General features: G+C 67.4%; 18 protein-coding genes. 3 read left to right on the top strand and 15 right to left on the bottom strand.

Features of this window, described 5'->3' with window-relative positions; translation table 11 throughout:
- Positions 1-24 precede the first annotated feature (24 nt).
- The 9 genes from VL752_RS16120 to VL752_RS16080 all read right to left on the bottom strand — a co-directional run bounded on the left by VL752_RS16120 (position 25) and on the right by VL752_RS16080 (position 11,124).
- Entirely contained in the window at positions 25-1,500 is a 1,476-nt protein-coding gene (locus VL752_RS16120) for an ATP-binding protein (protein ID WP_325356880.1), read from the bottom strand.
- An 8-nt stretch (positions 1,501-1,508) separates the two neighbouring features.
- Positions 1,509-3,254 carry a response regulator gene (locus VL752_RS16115; protein WP_325356879.1) on the bottom strand — a complete coding sequence of 582 codons (1,746 nt, stop codon included), beginning with the start codon at positions 3,252-3,254 and terminating at the stop codon, positions 1,509-1,511.
- On the bottom strand, positions 3,251-4,324 hold the full coding sequence (cheB, locus tag VL752_RS16110; RefSeq protein ID WP_325356878.1) for a chemotaxis-specific protein-glutamate methyltransferase CheB: 1,074 nt from the start codon (positions 4,322-4,324) through the stop codon (positions 3,251-3,253). Before cheB ends, VL752_RS16115 begins: the two co-directional genes overlap by 4 nt.
- Entirely contained in the window at positions 4,321-6,501 is a 2,181-nt protein-coding gene (locus VL752_RS16105; protein WP_325356877.1) for a hybrid sensor histidine kinase/response regulator, read from the bottom strand. Before VL752_RS16105 ends, cheB begins: the two co-directional genes overlap by 4 nt.
- A gap of 13 nt (positions 6,502-6,514) precedes the next feature.
- On the bottom strand, positions 6,515-8,221 hold the full coding sequence (locus VL752_RS16100) for a methyl-accepting chemotaxis protein (protein WP_325356876.1): 1,707 nt from the start codon (positions 8,219-8,221) through the stop codon (positions 6,515-6,517).
- A 46-nt stretch (positions 8,222-8,267) separates the two neighbouring features.
- A complete protein-coding gene (locus VL752_RS16095) occupies positions 8,268-8,774 on the bottom strand; it encodes a chemotaxis protein CheW (RefSeq protein WP_325356875.1) in 507 nt (168 codons plus the stop codon).
- Between the two features lie 24 nt (positions 8,775-8,798).
- Positions 8,799-10,286, bottom strand: coding sequence for a protein-glutamate O-methyltransferase CheR (locus tag VL752_RS16090; protein ID WP_325356874.1), 1,488 nt, complete (start codon positions 10,284-10,286; stop codon positions 8,799-8,801).
- Positions 10,286-10,816: a chemotaxis protein CheW gene (locus VL752_RS16085; RefSeq protein WP_325356873.1), complete on the bottom strand. Its 531-nt coding sequence runs from the start codon at positions 10,814-10,816 to the stop codon at positions 10,286-10,288. Before VL752_RS16085 ends, VL752_RS16090 begins: the two co-directional genes overlap by 1 nt.
- 71 nt (positions 10,817-10,887) lie before the next feature.
- Positions 10,888-11,124 carry a hypothetical protein gene (locus tag VL752_RS16080; protein WP_325356872.1) on the bottom strand — a complete coding sequence of 79 codons (237 nt, stop codon included), beginning with the start codon at positions 11,122-11,124 and terminating at the stop codon, positions 10,888-10,890.
- Between the two features lie 176 nt (positions 11,125-11,300).
- On the opposite strand from VL752_RS16080, the gene VL752_RS16075 reads away from it, so the two are divergent.
- Entirely contained in the window at positions 11,301-13,250 is a 1,950-nt protein-coding gene (locus VL752_RS16075; protein ID WP_325356871.1) for a primary-amine oxidase, read from the top strand.
- A gap of 88 nt (positions 13,251-13,338) precedes the next feature.
- Positions 13,339-14,748: an APC family permease gene (locus VL752_RS16070; RefSeq protein ID WP_325356870.1), complete on the top strand. Its 1,410-nt coding sequence runs from the start codon at positions 13,339-13,341 to the stop codon at positions 14,746-14,748.
- Positions 14,749-14,847: 99 nt separating this feature from the next.
- On the opposite strand, the gene VL752_RS16065 is transcribed toward VL752_RS16070, so the two are convergent.
- The 6 genes from VL752_RS16065 to VL752_RS16040 form a co-directional block, all read right to left on the bottom strand.
- Positions 14,848-15,252: an FtsB family cell division protein gene (locus VL752_RS16065; RefSeq protein ID WP_325356869.1), complete on the bottom strand. Its 405-nt coding sequence runs from the start codon at positions 15,250-15,252 to the stop codon at positions 14,848-14,850.
- Between the two features lie 96 nt (positions 15,253-15,348).
- Entirely contained in the window at positions 15,349-15,756 is a 408-nt protein-coding gene (locus VL752_RS16060; protein WP_325356868.1) for an OmpA family protein, read from the bottom strand.
- A gap of 114 nt (positions 15,757-15,870) precedes the next feature.
- The gene (cydC, locus tag VL752_RS16055; protein ID WP_325356867.1) at positions 15,871-17,499 is read right to left on the bottom strand and encodes a thiol reductant ABC exporter subunit CydC; all 1,629 of its coding nucleotides are present in this window, start codon (positions 17,497-17,499) and stop codon (positions 15,871-15,873) included.
- Positions 17,499-19,220 carry a thiol reductant ABC exporter subunit CydD gene (cydD, locus tag VL752_RS16050; protein WP_325356866.1) on the bottom strand — a complete coding sequence of 574 codons (1,722 nt, stop codon included), beginning with the start codon at positions 19,218-19,220 and terminating at the stop codon, positions 17,499-17,501. The genes cydC and cydD overlap by 1 nt, the downstream gene beginning before the upstream one ends.
- 153 nt (positions 19,221-19,373) lie before the next feature.
- Positions 19,374-19,895 (bottom strand): DNA starvation/stationary phase protection protein Dps, encoded by a 522-nt coding sequence (gene dps / locus VL752_RS16045; protein WP_408863149.1) that lies wholly within the window; start codon positions 19,893-19,895, stop codon positions 19,374-19,376.
- Between the two features lie 161 nt (positions 19,896-20,056).
- Positions 20,057-21,088 (bottom strand): polyprenyl synthetase family protein, encoded by a 1,032-nt coding sequence (locus VL752_RS16040; RefSeq protein WP_408863148.1) that lies wholly within the window; start codon positions 21,086-21,088, stop codon positions 20,057-20,059.
- A gap of 177 nt (positions 21,089-21,265) precedes the next feature.
- On the opposite strand from VL752_RS16040, the gene VL752_RS16035 reads away from it, so the two are divergent.
- The gene (locus VL752_RS16035) at positions 21,266-22,009 is read left to right on the top strand and encodes a tRNA1(Val) (adenine(37)-N6)-methyltransferase (protein ID WP_325356864.1); all 744 of its coding nucleotides are present in this window, start codon (positions 21,266-21,268) and stop codon (positions 22,007-22,009) included.
- The last annotated feature ends 112 nt before the right edge of the window (positions 22,010-22,121 follow it).

The raw sequence follows: 22,121 nt of genomic DNA, 5'->3' as shown, positions 1-22,121 counted from the left end.
GGGCTGAGCGGCGCTTAGCCCGCCCTATGCCCCGTCCGGCGCGCGCGGCAGAATGATCTCGACCGTCGTGCCACCGCCCTCCGGGCAGAGCACGCGGGCGAGGCCGCCTGCCTGCTGCGCCAGGCCATAGACCATGGAAAGGCCGAGGCCGGTCCCCTTGCCCACCGGCTTGGTCGTGAAGAAGGGTTCGAAGACCCGCGCCATGACCTCGGGTGGGATGCCGGGGCCGGTGTCGCGCACCGCGACCAGCACGTAATCCCCGGGCACGAGTTCCAGCACGTCCTCCTCCTGCACGCTGAGATTCTGCGTGATCAAGGTCAGACTTCCCTCCCCCTCCATCGCGTCCCGCGCATTGATGCAGAGGTTGAGAAGAGCGAGCTCAAGCTGGTCCGGATCGACATGAGCGGCCCAGAGGTCCTCCGCGAGTTCCTCCGACACGACGATGCCCATGCCGATGCTGCGAGTAAGCAGATCCTCCATCTCGTGGATGACCTGGTTCGCATCGACGGAACGCAGCGCCAGATCGCGCTGGCGGCTGAAGGTGAGCAGCCTTTGCGTGAGCGTCGTGCCGCGCTCGGCCGCCGTCGTCGCGTTCTCGAGCAGGCGTTGCAGCCGCGCGTCGCTGTCGTTGCGGCGCAAGGCCAATTCCAGACTGCCCAAAATCGCCGTCAGCAGATTGTTGAAGTCGTGGGCGACGCCGCCCGCCATGGTGCCCAGCGCCTGCATCTTCTCCGCCTGATGCAGCCGGTTCTCCATCAGCCGTCGGTCAGTCACGTCGTGCTCCAGCACCGCGAGATAGCGGGGGGTGCCGTCCGGCCCCGCAATCGGCACGCGCGTCACCTGCACGAAGCGCGGTGAAGACCCGACCATCCGCTCCTCCAGCCGCTCCGTCGCGCGGCCGCTGGCAAATGCCTCGGCCTCCGCCTCGGTGATGGGCTGCACCTGCCCGCCCACGGACACCAGATCGGGCTCGCGCTGGCGCAGGCAGGCTTCCGGCGGCCGGCCAAGGCTCTCCGCCTTGACGTGATTGACGCGCACGAAGCGACCCTCGGTATCCTTGAAGGAAAGCGCGTCCTGGCTGCCGTCCATGAGGCCGCGCAGCAGCGCCCTTTCCTCGGCGAGGTTGCGCCGCAGCTGGCATTGCTCGTGCGCATTGCCGATCATGCTGAGCAGCAGCGCCGGTTCCCACGGCTTTTGCATATAGGCGGAGATGCGGCCGTTGTTGACAGCGTTCACCACCGCGCCGAGATCGGCATAGCCGGTCAGGAGAATTGTTTGCGCATCCGAAATCTCCCGCGCCTTGGAGAGAAAGACGTCGCCCGTCATCTCCGGCATGCGCTGGTCCGAGACGATGACGGAAATCATGGGCTCATCGCCCAGGATGTCGAGCGCGGCGATGGGCGAGACGGCGCTCCAGACGTCGAATTCGTCCTCCAGCAGGTCGCGAAGGGCGGTCAGTATTTCGGGTTCGTCGTCGACGATCAGAATCGTCCCGCGCATCGGCTCTGTCATGCTCCTGTGGCCCGGCGTTCGGCCGCCTCCTTACCCGATGTCTCGCGTTGCATCGGCACCGCAATCTTGAAGGATGCCCCGCCCAAGCGCGAACGGCCGATGCTGATCGTTCCCTTATGCCCCTGCACAACGGTATAGGCGATGGCAAGGCCGAGACCGGTGCCCGAGCCGATGGGCTTGGTCGTGAAGAAGGGCTCGAAGATCCGCTCCTGCAGGTCGGGCGGCACGCCGGATCCGGAATCCTCGATCAGGATGACGTAGTCCTGTCCTTCGGTCGTCGCCGTGATCTCGATCTGGCCCGGGCCTTCGATCGCGTCGGCCGCATTGCTCACGATATTCATCACCACCTGGTTGAGAAGCGCGGGGGAGCACCAGAGCGCGGGCGGCCCCTCGTAATGGCGCGTCACGGCAACACGCTCCCCCAGCTTGGGGCTAAGCAGCGTCAAGATCGTGTCGATCGCCTCGAATATCTCGACATGCTGGAAGCCGCCCTCGTCCATACGGGAGAATTGCCGAAGGTTGAGGACGAGATCGCCAATCCGTCGAAGCCCCGCTCCCATTGCTGTCGCGCGGTCCCTTGCTTTAGCGATATAACCGCGCGCGACATCGCTCGCCACCTCCTCTGACGCCACGCGACCCAGCAGCAGCTCAACCGTTGCCTGATGGGCGATGATGAAGGCGAGCGGGTTATTGATTTCGTGCGCGATGCCAGCAACGAGTTCGCCGAGCGAGGCCATCTTCGCCGCCTGGACAAGCTTGGCCTGCGCCTCGATCAACTTGTCGTTAGCCGCCTCCAGCTCCGCATTCGCCTGGGTCAGCGCTTCCGCCATGCGGGCACGCTCGAAGGTGACCGCATGCTCGCGCCGCTCCACCTCCGCCTGCTGCATCTCGTCCTGCATCAGCTTGCGCCGTACGATGGCGCGCAGCCGGACGCGCAGAAGATCGGCGTCGTGCAAGGTCGGAATGAATTCGTCGAGCCCGGCATCGAAGGCGAGCGACAGACGCGCCTTGGACACCTCGCCGCCGCGCTCGATGCCGATCAGCAGGAAGGGCGCCGTGCAGCCCTCGGCGAGGTCACCCGCCCTGAGTCCGCTCAAAACGCGGCAGGCCTCGACGCTGTCGAAGCCCGATGCCGGCAGGCCGATGATGACGCAGTCGACCGGCGTGTCCGAGCGGGAGAGGATGGCGGTTGCCTCCTCCATGTCGCACGCAAGTTCGGCAAGATAGCCATCCCGCGTCAAGGCAATGCGATGCTCCTCGCGATGCGCGGCATCGTCGTCGATGACGAGGAAACGGATGCGCCGAAAATGCGGCGCCTCGTCGCCCAACTCCTCCGGCTGCGGCGCCGGCCGCTGGCGCAGCAAAGCCCGGATGCGCAGGATCATGAAGTCGGGATCGGCAGATTTTGCAATATACGCGTCGGCGCCGCTCTCCAGTCCCTCGCGTTCCGTCGCCGCCTCCGCCGCCTCCGTCAGCATCAGCAGCGGGATCGAGCGGGTGCGCGCATTGAGCCGCAGCTGGCGGGAGAGTTCGCCGCCGTTCATGCCGGGCAGATGGAAGTCGGCGACGATGAGATCGGGTAGCCGCCCGTGCAGGCGGTCGAGGGCCGCTTCCGCCGAGGCCGCCCGCTCCACCTGGAAGCCGTGCGCCTCCAGCATGCGGCGGATCATGATCGCCTGGGTCTCCGAATCCTCGACGACCAGAAGGTTGTAGGAGCGCCCCGTCTCGGCCTCGCCAGTCATGGCGTGGTCTCCGCCACCGCCCGCCGCAACGCGTCGGCGATCCGGTCGAGCGGCAGCGCGATCGTCGAGGCGCCGATGCGCATCGCGGCCGCCGGCATGCCGTAGACGACGGCGCTGCTCTCGTCTTCCGTCAGCGTCATCGCGCCGCTCCGGCGCATGGCAAGCAAGCCTTCCGCGCCGTCCTCTCCCATGCCGGTGAGCAGCACACCCAGGGCGCGCGGCCCGCAGATGCGGGCGAGCGACGTGAAGAGCACGCTGCCCGACGGGCGCTGGCTATGGACCGGCGCATCGCGGTCGAGCCGCAGGGCCCCCTCCGGCCCGATCGTCAGATGCTGGTCGCCCGGCGCCACATAGACGTGGCCGGGCATGGGAGACTGGCCCGCCATCGCGATCTGCACTGTCATCGGCACGATACCGTCCAGCCAAGCGGCAAAGCCCGGCATGAAAGCCGCGCCCATGTGCTGGACGACAAGGACGGGAATGGGGAAATCGGCTGGCAGCCCCCCCAGCACACGGGCGAGCGCCGCGGGCCCGCCGGTGGACGCGACGATGCCCGCGATGCTCGGCTGGGCGCGCTGTCCCCCCGGCCGCCGCGCAGCCCGCGTGACCGGGCGCGGCGCCATCGGCCGCTGCCGGATCACCGGTACCTGGCTCATGATGTAGAGTTGAGTGCGGATCGTCTCAGCGATCGGCGCATGGTCGGCATGGCCGAATCCCGCCGGCTTTTCCACGACGGAGAGCGCGCCCGAGCGCAGCGCATTCATCGAGATCTGCAGCGAGCGGTCTTCCACGGCATCCGCGATGACGACGATCGGCGTCGGAAAGCGCGACATGATGAGGCGCGTCGTCTCCAGCCCGTCCATGCCGGGCAGACGGATATCCATGGAAATCACATCCGGGCGGAGCTGCGGCAGAGCCTCCAACGCCGCCTCGCCGGAGGCGCAGATGGCACAGACCTCCAACCTCGGATCGGCGCCGATGATCAGGCGCAGCAGGCTTTGCACCACAGGACTGTCCTCGACCACCATCACGCGGACCCGCCGCGCCATGGGGAGGGAGGCGCTGGTCACAACAGTCGCCTGATGGCGCCGAGCAGATCCTGCTGGTCGAAGCTCTGCTTGGCGATATAGGCGCTGGCCCCAAGATCGAGACCGCGCCGCACGTCGCCCGCCGTGTCGCGAGAGGTCATGATGATGACCGGAATGGTCCGCAGCGACGGGTCGTCCTTCATCGTCTGTAGCAGTGTGAAGCCGTCCATCCGCGGCATTTCGACATCGGCAAGCACCATGTCAATGGCAGTATCCGTTGCTTCATCCGTTGCTTTTCCGTGATCGCCGCCGGGTCGGTTATGGCGCCGCAGGATGTCGAGTGCCTCGACCCCGTCCACCGCGACCATGACCCGATACCCATGTGCTTCGAGAATCGACTTCTCCAAGGTCCGGCTGGTGATAGAATCGTCGACGACGAGAATGGTCTGCGGACCGGGGGCGGCCGTCACCGCCCTCTCCGGCGCTCCGGTCTCGCCCGACCAGCCGCCACGGCGCGCCCAGCGGTCGAGAATGCCCTCGGGCGAGAGCAAGGCTGCCGGCATTTCGCTCGTCACCATCACGAGCCCGGCGACGAGGTCGGGGTCGACGCCGACGAAATCGGCCTTGTGGGACAGGAAGCGGCGCACATCCGAGAAATGATCGACGGCGAGCGCCAGGCGCTGGCGATGGGCGCCACCCTGGATCACGGCGAGCTTCACATGGCCTTCCTGCACCGGCAGGCTTGGCGCCGCCATGCCGAGAACATGGCCAAGCACCGCCACGGGGGCGAGTTCGGCCGAGGCCGGCCCATCGGTCCGCACGCACATCTGGCCGCCGACCGGTTCGATCGCGGCGAACGGCACGCGCAGCAGGCGCAACACCGAGGCCGCCGGCAGCGCGACGGTGACCGCGGCGAAACCGAGCAGCACGGCACTTTGCCGCGCGACAGCAAGGGGCACGGTGATCTCGACGGCGGTGCCGGAAGGGCGGCCCCCCCGTTTCGCACCATCCGCGAAGCGCATGCGGGCACTGCCGCCAAGGGCGCGCGCGGCCTCGGCGACGATGGAGAGCCCCATGCCCCGCCCGGAGAGCGGCCCGACATCGGTACGGGTCGAGAATCCCGGCTCGAAGACCATGGCCAACAGCCGGTCTTCCGTCGCGGCCTCGGCCGCGGCCGCCGAAAGCAGGCCGCGCTCCATGGCGCGAGCCCGGATCGTGGCAAGGTCAGGCCCCGGTCCGTCGTCTCTGACCGTGGCGGTCAATGTCCCGCCACCCCCCTGCAGGAGGAGCGTGATGCGGGTGGCCGGTGGCAGGCCCCGCGCCCGTCGGCGCGCCGGCGGCTCGCTGCCGTGGCCCACCGCATTGCGCAGAAGCTGCAGTACCGGGTCCTTCAAGGCCTGCAATACACGCCGGTCCGCAGAGAGGCCGAGGCCGAGGAATTCAGGGTCAACCTGCACCCCCTCGTCGCGCGCAATGTCCCGCACCATCCGGCCCATGGGGCCGAAGATCGTCTCGGCCGGCACCAGGCTCATGCGGTCGACATCCTCCCGCACACGATGAAAGGCGGCATCGAGCGCCCAGGACGAGTCGCGCAGGTCGTGCCGAATGACAGAAGCCTGGCGGGAGGCCGAGGCGAGTTCGCTCGTGGCCTCAAGGAGATCCGCATCGCCCTCCCCGCGCCGGGCCGCACGGTCGAGCGCACGCCGCGCCTGGCGGATCGCGGCTTCGATACCGGAGATGCGCTCGCCGAGCCCGTCATGCCGCTCGATCGCCTGGGCAAGCTGCGTCGTGGCGATGACGAGATCGGTCACTTGCCCGGCCTCGACGCGAAGATGCCCGTGTGCCGTCTCGTCCGTATCTGGGTCCGAGGCTGCCACCTCAGTGCCGCCGAGCGCTGTCTCGATCGCCGCCTCGACCCGGTCCAGTCCCGCCTCGATGATATTGGTGCGATCGCGCGACAGGCCGCTGCCGCCTTCGATCACGCTCGCCATCTGCGCTTCCAGCTCATGGGCAAGCTGTTCGACCTCGGTCAGGTCCACGGCGCGCGCAGCACCTTTGAGCGAATGGAGGCGGCGGAAGATATCGCGCAGATCTGCCCGCTCGCCACGCCGCGCCGCCGCCAGGCCCGCGCGCACCACCGTCAGGTGATCGCGGTACTCGACCTCGAAGGCGGCGAGCAACTCCTGGCGCAGATCGGGCGGGTTGGACGATGGGGGCATCGGCGCGCGGCGGTCAGATCTTGTAGCGTTCGCCGAGGACGAGCAGCTGGTTCGCGAGTTCGGCGAGGCTGCTCGCCGCAACCTCGAGCTGCCGCGTGCCGGCCGCAGTCTGCTGGCTCGCCTGGCGGATGTTCTGCAACGCGCCCATCACCTGCTCGATGCCGATCTGCTGCTGGTTGGTGGAGGCGACGATCTGCTGGAAGGTCTGCACACTCTCCTGCACGCTCGCGGTGATCGCCTCGATCGTCTGCTCGGTCACGCCGGACCGTTCGCGCCCGACGGCCACACGCTTGACCGCCTCCTCCGTCATCATGACCGAGGCATTGATGCCACGCTGGATCTCGCCGAGGATGGAGCGCACCTGCACCGTCGCCTCCTTGGCCTGATCGGCGAGCACCTTGAGCTCCGAGGCCACGACAGCGAAGCTGCGGCCGTTCTCGCCCGCCGCCGCGGCCTCGATCGCCGCATTGAGGGCAAGGAGATGGGCGCGCTCGGAAATATCGTTGACCGTGGTGATGATCTCGCCGATCGCCTGGGTCTTCTCGCTCAGCGCCACGATGTTGGTGGCGACGATCTCGCCCTGGTCGCGGATCGCGTCCATCGCGCGGGCGGCTTCCTCCACGGCGCGAAGCCCGCTCGAACTCGTCTGCACCGATTGCTGGGCCGCCTGGATCACCTCCTGCGCGCGGGCCGAGATGCGGGCGCCGGAATGGGTGATCTCATCCGCCGTGGCTGCAGTTTCCTGCAGCGCCGCCAGCTGCTGTTCAACGCTCGCCGCCTGTTCCTGGGTGGAGGCGCGGATTTGGGCGGCCGAGGCATTGAGCGAACTCGTCAGCTCGCGGCTCTGCAGGCTGACCTGCTTCAGGCTGTCCGCCATGGTATTGAGCGTCGCGCCGAGGCGGCCGAGTTCGTCGCGCCCGACGCGCAGGGGCTCGCCCGTCAGGTCGCCGCGGCCGACCCGCTCGGCGAAGGCGCGGAAGGCTTCCAAGGGGCGGATGATGGAGCGCAGGATCGCCCAGGCGATGGCGATGAGGATGACGAGGGCGAGGCAGACCGCCACGATGAGAAGGGTGCGCCCCTCGGCATAGAGCTGGCCGATGCGGCCGATGCCGGCGCCGCTGCCACTCGCCAACCCATCGCTGATCTGGCCCAGGGTCTTGGTGAATTCAACGTTGTCGGAGACGAGCTTGGGTTCCGCCGCGGTCACGGCGACGAGGTCGTTCTGCTGGATGGAGGCGAACTGGGCCAGGGAATCGGTGCGCAGCGCCCCCCATTGGGTCTGCGCCAGCTGCAGGAGGCCGATGACGCCGTGCCAGGTGCCCGCCCGGGTCGGTGCGCCGCCGGTCAGCGCCGCCTGCTCGTAGCCCGTCGTCACCGTGATTGTCTTGGCGAGGCGGGTCGAGAAATCGTCAGCGATGGCTTTCCAGCGACCGAGCGCCGCCGGCAGATCAGCGGAAGCCGTGGCTTCCGCCGGGGCATCGGCCGGGATCTGCTCTTTCGCCAGCATGAAATCGACCACGATGGCGCGCCGCGCGTCGAGCAGCATTACCTGGGTCTGCAGAATGTCCTGCACCGCCCGATAAGCCCAGATGTCGTGCGTGATAATGCCGATCGTGGTGTCGCGCACCGTGCCGATGCGGTTGAGGGCGAAAACGCCGACCCCGATCAGCAGCAGGATGCTGACAAGGAAGCCCAGGAAAAGCCGCGCGGCTATGGTCACGTCGGGATACTCCACTCATTCTCGGCCAAGGCAGCAGAGCCGCCGGTTACGGGTCCTGTGTCGGCACGGCGCCGCCCAGCCGGGTGCGCAGGTCAGCCGGCTCCATCAAGGCGACCAGACGGCCGCCGAAATCGAGCGTGGCGCCGGTATCGGGAAGGTCGAAACGTCCGAGTACCCGGTCGACCGCGAGAGCAAGATGCGGCGCGCCGCGCAGCAGAAGGAGATGCGCGGGACGGTCGGGGTCGGTCTCATCGGTCAGAACGGACGGCAGGACACCAGCCAGCACCCGCATGCCGATGACGGAGTAGAAGCGCCCGGCATGACCGATGACGCCGAGGCAGGCGGCCGCCTGCGTCGGGACCATGGCACAGCCGGTGAAGGGCAACACCGCCGTGACGTGGCCAACATCCATCCCCGCGAGGCCCTCGCCGAGCGCCCAGACGATGACCGAGCGGCGCTCCACGGCGCGCGCAACGGCCAGCGCCTCGCGCGATGCGAGGGATGCGGTGCGCCGGTCGAGGATGGCGACCGCCCTCTCCGTCTCACGCTGCATGCGGCCGCCCTTCGCTCCCCACCCTCATCGCGGCCCGGGCCGCAGCTGCATATGGACGCGCGCCTCGAGATCGCGTGCCGTGAGCCCATCGCCCTCCGCAAGGAGGCTGCCGTCCGGCAGATCGGCGCAGAGACGCAGCACCAGGGCTAATCTCCGCCGTCCCGCCTCGCGCTCACCGCCGTCAATCAGCGCCAAACCGAGGTGATAATGCGCCATCACCATATGACCACACAAATAGACGGCCCGGCGCAGGGCAGCCTCGGCGCGAAGCCGGTCTCCTGCCGCCTGGGCGATCACCCCGTCGTAGAAATGCATTCTGGCGTCAAGCGGATTGGCGGCGATGGCGGCTTCCGCAGCCATGGCCGCCGCCCGCAACTGCCCGGAATCGGCGAAGGCACGAATGGCGGCGAGTGACGGTACGGCTGGTTCGGGCGCCCCCGGCTCAGGCGCCCCCGGCTCAGGCGCGGCCTGCTCAGGCGCCGCCGGATCGGGCGCGGCCGCGTCGGGCCAGGGCTGCCACTGCGCCATGAGCTCCAGCCGCGGGAGGTCTAGATCAAGTTGATCTTTGGGCTCTGAAATTGGCGCAAGCCCGTCTGCGGGCGGGCGCGGCAGCCAGGGCTGAATGGAATGAGACGCCGTGGGCAGCCGGAAGGCCGTGGTGCCGGAAAGCTCGACCGTGCGCAGGTCCCTCGGCAATGCCGCAATCGCATCCGAATGGCCGACCATGAGCCAGCCTGCCGGCGACAAGCCGCACGCCAACGCCGAAAGCATCGGCGCGATCTTCTCCGAACTGAAATAGATCAGCACGTTGCGGCATAGGATGAGGTCGAACTCCGCCCAGCCCGCCGCGCCACCGGGCTCGAGCAAGGAGAGGAGATTATGCTGCACGAAGCGGACGCGGCGGCGATGGCGGTCTGCGATGCGCCAATGCCGCCGATCAGGCAGGGCCGTGAAATCGCGCTTGCGGTCGGCGGCCGCCATGCCGCGCATCGCCCATTCGGTGAACACGCCCTCGCGCGCCATGGCGAGTGCCCGGGCGTTGAGATCGCTGCCGAGGATTTCGATCGTCCAGTCGGGCAGGCCTGGGCCCAGCATCCGTTCGAGCAGGATGGCGAGCGAATAGGGTTCGGCGCCCACGGCGCAGCCGGCGCTCCAGATACGCAGGCGGCGGCTACGGCGATTTTCCTGGATGAGAGCCGGCAGGATGGTGTCGCGCAATGCTGCGAATTGTTCGGCATGCCGGAAGAAGAAAGTCTCGCCAACCGTGATCTCGGCTTCCAGTTCCTGCCATTCGGCCGGGCCACGGCGAGGATCGGCCAGCAAAGCGAGATAGGTCGCGGCATCGGGACAGGCGACGGCGGCAAGCCGCCGCTGCAGCCGGTCCCGCAGAAGATGATCCTTATCGATGTAATAGTGGTGGCCGGTGCGTGCGATGATCGCCTGCTTGAGCTCGGCGAAGGCCCCCTTGCGCCAGCTCTCATCCGCTTCCCGCCTGGCGGACGACCCCGGCATCAGGTGCGTCCTCGGGGCTCGAAGCCGGCGCCACGGGCGAGGCTGCGGTCGGCGAAGGCGGCGAGCCGCGCGCGCTCCTCGGCCGCCAGCAACCGGCCCGCGTTGAGAAGCGGCACGAGCTCACCCTGAAAGCGCAGGTCGCCCTCCACGCAGTCGTTGAAGCTCGCCCCCGGCGCCAGGAGATGCGGCTCAGCGAGGACGGATTCCATCACCCGCTCGACCAGAAACGCGAGGCGCACTTCCCCCGCTCGGGGCGGAAGGAGCAGAAGATGATGGTAGAGCGCACTGCCCTCCGACGGGCCGGACAGTCCGAGAAGCTCCGCCAGCGGCAGGACGAACACGGTCTCCCCGCCAAGATGGAAGGCACCGCTCAGGATGGGCGGTGCCTCGGGCACCACCTTCAGCCGCGGCAATGGCAGAATTTCCGCAATCTCGCTCTGGCGGATGGCGAGTTGCCGCCCCGCGGTCCCGCACAAAAGGATCGGCAGCGGCGCATCTGACGGATTATCGGGCAACGGGGCAGGACTCATGCCTCATTCTGGCACGCAGGCGTCGTTTCGTCGCCCATGCTTTTCCGCGCCGTGCCTCCACCGGCACCGGATCACGCCTTGTCGCCTGCCTTGCGATGTGCCTGCTCGGTGTGGAAACGGTCGCTGGTTGGCTGCCCGCGCGGCTCGTCCTCCCGGCTCACTGCCGGCGTAGCGTCCTCGGGCGTCGCCTCCGGGTCCGGCTCGCGATCGACCGATTCGGCGGCAGCAACGTCGCGCCCCTCGCGCGCTCGCCCCTTCTCCTGCTTGCTTGGCCCGCGCTTGTGTTCCTTGGTGCGAACAGCGGTCATGCCACCCCTCCCCTGGTCTCCGAAGACGGAGATATGGGGAGAGCCGTACGGCTTTCCACCGCTGGCGAGGCAGCATTCCCAACCGGTCCGAAGCCCGCAGGTCATCCGTGGCACGGCACTTGCGTGGAAGATTGAGATTCATCTCCGGAATGACGTTTTCTCGAGGAGACTGCTTCGTGGACGACATATCAGCTGCGGCCGGCGCCAGCGCGACCGCAAGCCCTGCCTATCTGGCCCTGCTCGAACCGTTGAGCGCGGCGGAAATCCGCCTCGTCGCCGCCATCGTGAAGGCGGACACGGCGTTCGGGGACGGGGTTCTTTTCGAAACGATCGAGCTGATGGACCCGCCGAAATCCCTCGTCGTCGCCGGCGGGTGGGACGAGACGCTCGGCCGCCGCGCCCGCGCCAACGTCTTCCGCAACGAGGAAGCCGGCGTCTGGAAGCTGACACTCTCGCTCGACGCAAAGCGCATCCTGACGCGCGCCTTCTTCCCCGTCGCCCGGCCGATGATCCAGCTCGAGCAGTTTATGGAGGTCGAAGCCTATGTGAAGGCCGACCCGCGCTTCATCGCCGCCTGCGCGGCGCGCGGCATTACCGAGATGGACAAGGTCTGCGTCGATCCCTGGTCTGCCGGAAATTTCGGCAATGCGGACGAGGAAGGCCGCCTGCTCTGCCACACCTTCGCCTGGCTGCGCCTGTACGAGGACGAAGCCTTCTACGCCCACCCGATCGAGGGCCTCAACGCGGTGGTGGACGTGCAAAGCGGCGAAGTCATCCGCGTCGACGACCGTCCGGGACCCACCGTGCCGATGACCGAAGTCAACTACGACAGCAAATTCATCACGGACACGCAGCCGCCGCTGAAACCACTGCATGTCGTGCAGCCGGAGGGCGTGAACTTCAAGCTCGAGGGCCATCACCTGACCTGGGACCGCTGGGCGCTCTCCATCGGTTTCAATGCGCGCGAGGGCTTGACCCTGCACGACATCCGCTTCGACGGGCGGCCGCTGGTGAACCGCGCTTCGCTCGTTGAAATGGTTGTGCCCTACGGCTCGCCCGATCGCGGCCACTACCGCAAGAACGTTTTCGACATCGGCGAATACGGCCTCGGCAAGCTCGCCAATTCGCTGAAGCTCGGCTGTGACTGCCTGGGCGTCATCCAGTATCTCGATGTGCATCTCAATACGATGAAGGGCGACATCTTCTCGATCGAGAAGGCCATCTGCATTCATGAGGAAGATGACGGTATCCTTTGGAAGCACTGGGACTTCCGCACCGAGCGCACGCAGATCCGGCGCGGCCGCAAACTCGTCGTCTCCTGCATCGCGACCGTCGGCAACTACGAATATGCCCAATACTGGTATTTCGATCAGGCCGGCGAAATCGAATTCGAAATGAAGGCGACGGGCATCATCAACACGGTCGGCATCGAGCCCGGCCACCCGTCCAAATACGAGACCGAGGTCTCTCCGGGCGTTGCGGGACAGATCCATCAGCACATCTTCTGCGCCCGGCTCGACATGGCGATCGACGGCGAGCGCAACACCGTCATGGAGTGCAATACCCAGGCGGAACCGCCGGAACAGAATCCCTACGGCAATGCCTTCTTCGAGACGCAAACGCCGATCACCTCCGAAAGCGAGGGCGCGCGCCGCGTCAATCTCGCGAGCCAGCGCTACTGGAAGATCGTCAATCCCGGTAAGACCAATCATGTCGGCACCCCGGTTGCCTACAAATTGATGCCGACCAATGCCGTCACCTCGTTCCTGCTACCCTCCGGCCCCTCGGGGCGCCGATCCAATTTCGTCGAAAACCATCTCTGGGTATCGGCGTACTCCCCGGAGGAGCGTTACCCCGCCGGCGAGTTCATGAACCATTCGGACGGTTCCGGCGGCATCGCCGATTTCATCAAGCAGGACCGTCCGCTCGCCAATGAAAGCCTGGTCCTGTGGCATGTCTTCGGCCTGCACCATTCCGTGCGGGTCGAGGACTTCCCTGTCCAGCCCTGCATCTCCACCGGCTTCAAGTTGATGCCGACAGGGTTCTTCAACGGCAATCCGGCAATCAATCTGGCGGAAACGGTCAATGCGGAAAGCCGTGATGCCGGTGCATGTTGCTGCTCCTGACCCCCGCCCGCATTGGGCTTTCCCTTTTTCCGCTTTCCTAGACTAGGACTGTTCCGAATTCACTTCTGACGTTGAGGAGACATAATATATGGTGGCCGCGACTGATATCCACGCTGCACCGGCCAAGGCGCAGCTCAAGCACGGCGCCCTCAGCCTGATCGAAACGATCGGCCAATCGATTGCGAATATCGCGCCCACGCTAACCCCGGCGCTGAACATCACCGTCGTTGCAAGCCTCGCCGGCATTGGCTCCTGGCTGGCCTATCTCATCGCGACCGTCGGCCTCGCCTTCGTCGGCGCCTGCATCGCCTCCCTCGCGAAGCGCCATCCCGAGGCCGGCTCCTACTTCGTCTATATCGGCCGCAACTTCGGTCCGATGAGCGGCGCGCTCGCCGGCTGGTCGATGATCCTCGCCTATATCACCACGGCGGTCGCGGTGGTTTTCGGCTTCCCGATCTTCCTGTCCAACTTCCTCGCCGCCTTCCACGCGAGCCTGTCCTTCCCCATTCTCGTCGTCTTCACCATCGCCTTCCTCGCCCTCGTGGTTTACGCCGCCTATCGCGACATTCAGGTTTCGTCGCGCGTCGGGCTGGTGATGGAGACGCTCTCGATCGGCATCATCATCCTCATCACCGCCATCGTCGTGGCCAAGCACGGCACGATCGTCGACCCCAAGCAGCTCGCGATCGGCAGCCTGCATTTCGGCGGCGTCATGTCGGCGCTGACCTTCGCGGTCTTCAGCTTCGTGGGCTTCGAAAGTGCCGCGACACTGGCCAAGGAATCGTCCAATCCGCAGCGCAACGTGCCGATCGCCGTGATCGGCTCGGCCATCGCCGCCGGCACCTTCTTCTGCATCATGGCCTATTGCATGGTCATGGGCATGGGCGACAACGCCGATGCGATCGGCAAATCCTCCTCGCCCTTCGCCGACATGACGGCCCGTGCCGGCCTGCCCTGGGCCTCGGCCGTGGTCTACTTCGCCGCCATGATCTCGGGCTTCGCCTGCGCGCTCGCCTGCATCAATGCCAGCTCGCGCATGCTCTACTCCATGGGCCGTTACCAGTTCCTGCACCGCTCGATGGGCCTCGTCCACGGCACCCACAAGACACCGCATGTCGCGGTCCTGGCTTCCGGCGCGATTGTTCTCGTGCTGACCCTGCTGCTGCTGCCGGAAGGCTTCCTCAACGGGTTCGGTCTCACCGGCACCATCGCCACCTACGGCTTCGTGGTGGTCTATTTCGGCGTCTGCGTAACCGCCCCGGTCGATCTCTTCCGGGCTGGCAAGCTGCAGGCGCAGCACCTGCTGTTCGGCATCGTCGGCGCAGCCCTGATGGCCTTTGTCATCTACGGCAGCGTCGATCCCTATCCTGAGGCGCCTTACAACCTGCTGCCGCCGATCTTCCTCGCCTATATGATCATCGGCTTCATCTGGTTCTCGATCCTCAAGGGCAAGTCTCCCGAGACGCTGCGCCTGATCGCCGAGGACATGGAGGGCTGACACCGGCCTGATCCTCCGCCAGACGCGAAAAGGGGCCCTTCGGGGCCCCTTTTTTGTAGACGATCGTTTGGCGTGGGAGAGAGCCGATCAGCCCCTGGCCTACTGCCCGGGATTGCCCGTGTCGGAGGGTGCCGGGGCCTGCACCTGGACCGATCCGGGATCGGCCGGCGGCAAGGTGCCCGGCACGGTCGTGCGGCCCATCATCACCACGAGGTCACGCGGGTCGACGAGATTGAGCATGCGCCGCGCCTGGGTATCGAGGGCATCGAGGTCGAGCGTGTGGCCGCCAATCCCCTGAATGCGGTTCGTCCATTGCTGGACCTCCTCATTGGCCTTCGCCAATTGCACCTGGGCCGATTTGAGATCGAGCCGGTCCTGCTGCTGGGCGACAAGCCCGCGGTCCCCCCTTGTCGCGTTCCAGGCGAAATAGCCCGCCAGCGCGAGGAAGATCAGCGGCGGCACCGCCGCCCGCATCTTGCGTTTCATCATCACCGCGACGGACATCAGGCATGACTCCAGGAAAGGGCTCTATCCCATTCCTTTCATGCCTTTTTCCGGCACCTGAACGCAAGCTTGCTTTGGCGCCGGGGCGCCCGGGGGTCAGAACCCGGCGCGAATGATGTCGATTTCCACCCGGCGGGCCTCGATCGCGCTCATCTGATAGCTCGTGGCGCCGCGGGACATGCTGGTAATGCGGGATTGCGGCACGCCATCGGCGATGAGCTGGCTCAACACCGTCTGCGCGCGCTGCTCGGAGAGTTTCTGATTGGCCTCGTCGGTGCCGATGGTGCTGGCGAAGCCCACAACCTGCACGGTGGCGGCCGGATCCTTCAGCGCTTCCTGGGCAGCGGCTGAGACGAGGCCCAGCCCCTTCTGATCGAGGGTCGAGGACCAGGGGCTGTAGAAGATAACGAATTTCGGCTCAGCCGGGTGATACTGCTGCGCCACGGTGGCGCAACCGCTCAGGCCGATCATCGTCAGGGCAAGCAGGGCGGCTCTACGGCGCATGAACATCTCTCCACACTCGATCAGCGCGATGGGGCCTTACGCAGCGCCTCCCGTCAAGGGCGGCGGTTGCGAAAATCCTGCCAGATGAAGGCGATAGGAGAGATTTCTTTCCGATTACGCAGTGGCCGCCACGGCATGCTGGCCAGAGATGCGCCAGATCCGGTCGAGCTTCTCGATCCCGAGCAGCCGGTGTGCGATGAGAACGAAGGTGCGGCCGCGGCCGAGATCGTTGAGCGTCGCGAAGAAGGCCTGCTCGGTTTCGCGGTCGAGCCCGGCGCAGGGCTCGTCCAGGATCACCACCAGGGCCGGAGAGAGCAGCACCCGGGCCAGCGCCAGCCGCCGTCCCTGGCCGCCCGAGAAGCGATGGCCGCCCTCGCCCACCCAGGTATCGAGCTTGTCGGGAAGCGCCCGTACCGCATCGCCCATCTGGGCGGCGTCGAGTGCCGCCCACAGCGCGCGCTCGTCCGCACCTGGGCGGGCGAGCAGCAGGTTGGCGCGAATCGTATCGTCGAACAGATGCGTCGCCTGCGACAGCAGCGCCACGCGGCCGCGCAGTTCCTCCGCCCGGAGATTGGCGATATCGGTGCCGCCGAGCAGGATGCGGCCCTCCTCCGGCACCTGCAGCCTGAGTGCCAGCGCCGCCAGGGTCGACTTGCCCGAACCCGATGGCCCGAGGATGGCGACGCGGGCGCCCGGCTGAATCTCCATGGTCAGCCCGTCCAGCACCGCCGGCCGATCGGGCGCATAGCGGAAACGCACGCCCTCGAAGCGCAAGGTGGTGTCGGCCGGCAGCGGCGACGGCGCGGCCGGATCGGGGGAGAGCATGGGCGCTGCCGCCGCCAGGCGCACGCGGCGCGCACCCGCCGCCGCATAGCCCGCGAGCGCACCGGCACGGGGCAATCCGCCAACCGCCTCGAAACCCGCAATGGTCAGGAAGGCAGCGGCAACGGCCGCCGGCGGTGGCGCACCGGCCACCAGCAGCACGGCGAGGATGGCCGCCTGGGCGCAAAGGAAGGATGCGGCAGCGCCGATCCGTGCCGAGCGCGCAACCTCCCGCTGAGCCGACAGCAGATTGGCCTCGCGCGCCTGGACATTCGCGAGCATCCGCCCCTCCGCCGCGAACACGCGGACCTCGCGCAGGCCGGTGATCGCGTCGAGCACCGAAACGCGCAGCCCGGAGAGGTTGCGCGCCAGCCGCTCCCCGGCCTTCGCCGTGCCGCGCGCCGCGAAGAACGGCAGGGCAAAGGCTGCGATCGCGAAGAGCACGGCGACACCCACCGCCAGTTCGATATTGTCGAGCGCCAGCACGATGAAGAGCACCGGCAGCACCAGGATGGCGCCGGCCAGAGGCACTAGAATGCGGGAATAGAGACCATCCAGACTCTCGACGTCATTGACGACACGGGTCAGCACGTCGCCGCTGCGCGACATCCCGAGACCGCCCGCCATGCGCGCCGCGATGCCCGAGAAGAACCAGACCCGCAGATCAGCCAGCGCCCGGAAGGTCGCCTCATGGGTGATGACGCGTTCCAGATAGCGCAGCACCACCCGTGCGACGCCCGAGACCCGGAGCAGGATCGGCGTCACCATGAGGCCGGCGGTGACCGCCGCCGCCGTCACCCGTCCGGCAAGTGCCATGAGGAGCAGCCCCGCGGCCAAAGCCAGGAGCGAGAGGCCGAGGCCTGCCGCCATCCAGCCCACACGGTTTCGCCACAAGCGGAGAATCGCCAGAAGATCGCCCATCAGGCCACGCCCCGCTGCTGGTCACCCGCGAGCAGCCGGCCTGCCGCCATGTTCATGCGCCGCCCCGTCAACATATGCGCCTGCGCCGAATGGCTTGCCATGATGACGGTGCGGCCGATCGCGAGATGCTTCAGGCTCTCGAAGACCTCGGCCTCGGTAGCAGGGTCGAGATGAGCGGTGGGCTCGTCCAGCAGCAGCAGCGGCGCGTTCTTGAGGAAGGCGCGGGCGATGGCGATGCGCTGCACCTGGCCGCCCGAAAGTCCGAAGCCGCCCTCGCCCACCATGGTGTCCAGCCCCTCCGGCAGGTCGGCGAGGAAGCCCTCCATGCTGGCGAGGCGCACCGCTTCGGCCAGTTCGCTGGCCGAAGCCTCGGGCCGGGCGAAGCGGATATTGTCCCGGATGGAGGCGGCGAAGATCACCGGCTTCTGGCCGATCCAGGCGGTGAGCCGGGAGAGCGCCTGCGGCACGATGCTCGCGATATCCATGCCGTTGAGTTGGACACGCCCCGAATCAGGGCGCACGAAACCGAGCAGAACCTCGATCACGGTGGATTTGCCGGCGCCCGAGGGGCCGGCCAGCACCAGCACGCCGCCCGCAGGCAGGCGAAAGCTCACCCCGTCCAGCGCCGGGCCGCGCGCCTTGTCCCAGGTCAGGTGCACGTCTTCGAAGGCGACGCTGATGCCATGCGCGGCCACCGTGACCGGCGCGGCGGAAGGCGGCTCGGCCATTTGCAGATGGTCGTGCTCCCCGGCCGGCAGGGCGATCAGCGCTTCCGCCGCAGCGACGCCATGGCCGCGATCCTGATAGGCGAGCGCGAAGGCGCGCAGCGGCGCGAACATTTCAGGCACCAGCAGCAGCAGGAACAGCGCGCGGCCGGATTGCGCCGCCATCGCCGCACCCGGGGCTGCATGCAGGATGAGATCGCCCTGCTGGATCGCGATGCCGATGAGGGCGACGGCAGCTGCGCAGTCGAGGGCGGCGGAGGACAGGAATGCCATGCGCAGGACGCGCATGGTGCGTTGGCGAAGCTCGTCCGCCGAGCGGCGCAGCGCTGCCGCCTCGTCCGCCGTGCGGCCGGCGAGGACGATGGTGCCGATGCCCCGGATACGGTCGAGGAAGCGGGATTCGAGTCGCATCATCGCCTGCAGCTGGGAGCGGGTGGCGATGGCCGCACCGATGCCGGCCGCCGCCTGGGCGACGGGCACGAAAATGCCGCAGGCCGCGAGGATAAGGGCCGCCACAGGGTCGGCGATGGTGGCCGCGATGACGACGAGGATGGGGCCGATCAAGGCCATCTGCGCGGCCGGCACCCAGCGCGCGAAGAACCCGTCCAGCGCCTCGATTCGGTCGACCACGATGCCGGCGAAATGGGCGCTGTGGCCCTGGCGCAGCAGGCTCGGCCCGATCGAGAGCAGACGGCCCAGCGTCTCGCTGCGCAGCCTCCTGCGGCCCGCTGCCCCCGCGGCAAAGGCCGCGCTATCGGCGGCCGCCGTCACCAGGGCGCGGGCGGTTGCCGCGACGGCGAAGACGATGGCCGCCAGCATCACCGGCTGACCGTCATGCACGATCAACGCGCGCAGGAGGTCGGCGGCGGCCGCGGCCTGCACGATCGCGAGAAGCGTTCCGGCGATGTTGAAAAGGATAGCGCCCGATGCCGCACGGCGGCCGATCGCGCTCTGTTGGCGGAGCCAGGCAGTGGCTGCTTTCTTTCTCGCGTCCATGGCCGAGGGCATAGCGCGAAGGGACTGCTCTGCCCAGCAGGGCGCCGCCCTAATTTTGCTACAATTTGGTTAGGTTGCCGGGATCTGTTCGGACAAAAGGGGCGAGGCGGTGGCCCGCCTCGCCCCGATCAATCCCCCGAAAGGGACGATGCCTCAGGCCGGTTCCTGGGTATGGGCTTCGAGGAACCACAGCGCCTTGTCGAGATCGCGCGAGGCCGCCGTGAAGATATCCGCGGTATCGGCGTCCCCGGCTTCGTCGGTGTCGTCGATCGCCTTGCGGGTGGCATTCGCGACCGAGCCGTAACGCTCGATCAGGGCCGCCAGATGGTCCTCGATCTTGTAGATGTTGGTGGGATAGGGCGAAACCTTCGACTGGCCGGCCACGATCTGGCTGGTGCCGAGCGCGGTGCCGCCGAGTTGGGCCACGCGCTCGGCGACCGTATCGACATGTTCGTCGATCTGATCACGGAAGCCATCCAGCATCTCGTGGATCGCGATGAAGCGCGGTCCCTTGAGGTTCCAATGCGCCTGCTTGGTGATCAGCGCGAGGTCGATCATGTCGGCAAGGCGCGCGTTGAGAATCTCGATGGACACCTTTTTGGCATTGCCTTCGAGGTCATTGCGGGTCTTGTGGTTGTGCATCGGCGGGGCCTTGGTCACGTCTGCCATCTCCAATCACTTTTTGAATCGCTGAACGCCAAGAGCCGATCAGTTCAGATCAATCGCATAAGCGATTGACCTGACGTGATGATCAGGCCCTCATCAAGAAGTTAGACTGTGATTTACGCGTCAGATCACACTCTACTGGGAGTGAAGTGGGCGCGCCGCCCCGATCGTCAATGCGCGCGATTGACGGTGTAGGTGCCGACCTCGATCAACGCGTCGCGCAATGCCGAGGCCGGGAAGATCGCCAGCGCATCCTGCCCTGCGCGCACGAAATCCGCGGCCCGGGCAAGGGTCATCTCGATGGCATGGTGGCGTTCGAGCAGCGCCATCGCCCGGGCGAGATCGGCCTCGCCCTGCTCGCCCTCCTCCAGCGTGCGGCGCCAGAATTCCCGCTCCTCCGCGCTTCCCGCCTGATAGGCGATCAGCACCGGCAGCGTGATCTTGCCCTCGCGGAAATCGTCTCCCACCGTCTTGCCGAGGACCGCCTGGTCAGCCGCATAGTCGAGCGCATCGTCCACCAGCTGAAAGGCGATCCCGAGATTCATGCCGAAGGTCGCAAGCGCATCCTCCTCCGCCAGCGGCCGGGCGGCGATAACCGCCCCCACCTGCGCGGCGGCCGAGAAAAGGGCGGCGGTCTTGCCGCGCACCACATCCAGATAGCGAGCCTCGGTCGTCGTCAGATCGTGCTGGGTCACCAGTTGCAGCACCTCACCCTCGGCGATGGTCGCGGAGGCCGAGCAGAGGATGCGCAACACATGCAGCGAGCCGTCCGCCACCATGAGTTCGAAGGCGCGGGCGAACATGAAATCGCCCACCAGCACCGGCGTCTTGTTGTCGAACACGGCATTGGCCGATGCATTGCCCCGGCGCAGGCGGCTTTCGTCGACGACGTCGTCGTGAAGAAGGGTCGCGGTATGGATGAACTCGACGCAGGCGGCGAGATGGACGTGCCGCTCCCCCCCGGCATAGCCGCACATGCGAGCCGCGGCGAGCGTCAGCAGGGGCCGCATGCGCTTGCCGCCGGCCGCGACGATATGCGCCGCAACCTGGGCGATGAGGGCGACCGGGCTCTCCATCCGGCTCACAATCGCCCGGTTGCAGGCTTCCATGTCCGCCTGCAGCAGGGCGAGGAGCTTGCCCAGCGCGTCAGGCTCGGGCGCCACGGCATTATCGTCCCTGAAAGTTTTCACGCCGGCAGTCATGCCCAAACTCAAGCCCTTCCGGTAGGGGGAATGTATCCGGGCCCCTGGGAGGCGGGTCACCGGGCTGGCCACCCATGGGCCAAGTTCGGCATCGCACAAAATCCGCGCGCTCGCTACCACCCTAGCCGGAGACCGGCGGTGGCCACGGCGCGGCCACCCTGCTCAATCGGAGGATGCATGGACGGCGCTGACCTCACCCGAGGGCACTTGCTCAATGGCAGGATTGATTACGCCCAGCCAAGGGAAGGCTATCGCACCGGGATCGAGCCAATCTTCCTCGCCGCAGCCGTCGCCGCGCGGCCTGGGGAGCGCGTGCTGGAAGCAGGCACAGGGGCCGGCGCGGGGCTGCTATGCCTCACCGCCCGCGTTGCCGGGGTCTCCGGCCTCGGCATCGAGATCGAGCCGCGCATGGCGGCGATTGCCGCCCGGAACTTCCTCGCCAACGGACGAAGGGACCTCGGCGTGGTCACCGCCGACATCCGCGCGCTGGGCGCGGACCCGGCTGATGGCGGCGGTACCTTCGACCACGCCATGGCCAATCCGCCCTGGCATGCGGCCAGCGGCACGCGCTCGGCCGCGGTATTGCGGGCGCGCGCCAAAGTGGCGGAGACGGGCTTGATCGCCGCCTGGACGCGCGCACTCGGCCGGACGCTGCGCCATCGCGGTAGCCTCACCCTCATCCTGCCCGCGCGGGCGCTGCCGGAAGCACTGGCTGCCCTGCCGGACGCCGGTTGCGGCTCGCCGCGCCTCTTCCCGCTCTGGCCGCGGGCAGGCATGCCGGCGCGCATCCTCATCCTGCAGGCCATCCGCGGCGGCCGCGCCGATTTCCGCGTGGCCCCAGGCCTCGTCCTGCACGACGGAGCGGCGTATACGCCGGCGGCCGAGGCCGTGCTGCGCGACGGCGCTGGCCTGCCAGTCTAACCCCGATGCGCTAGCCCTGGTCCGGCGCGCCCATGGCAGTACGCACCCGGCGCGCGAGTGCTACCGGCGTGAGGCTCGCGGGCAGGATTTCCGCAACCTTTCCTCGCGGATC

The sequence above is a fragment of the Acidisoma sp. genome, from assembly GCF_035492295.1.
GTDB lineage: Bacteria > Pseudomonadota > Alphaproteobacteria > Acetobacterales > Acetobacteraceae > Acidisoma.
This window is presented reverse-complemented; position numbering and strand designations above follow the sequence as displayed.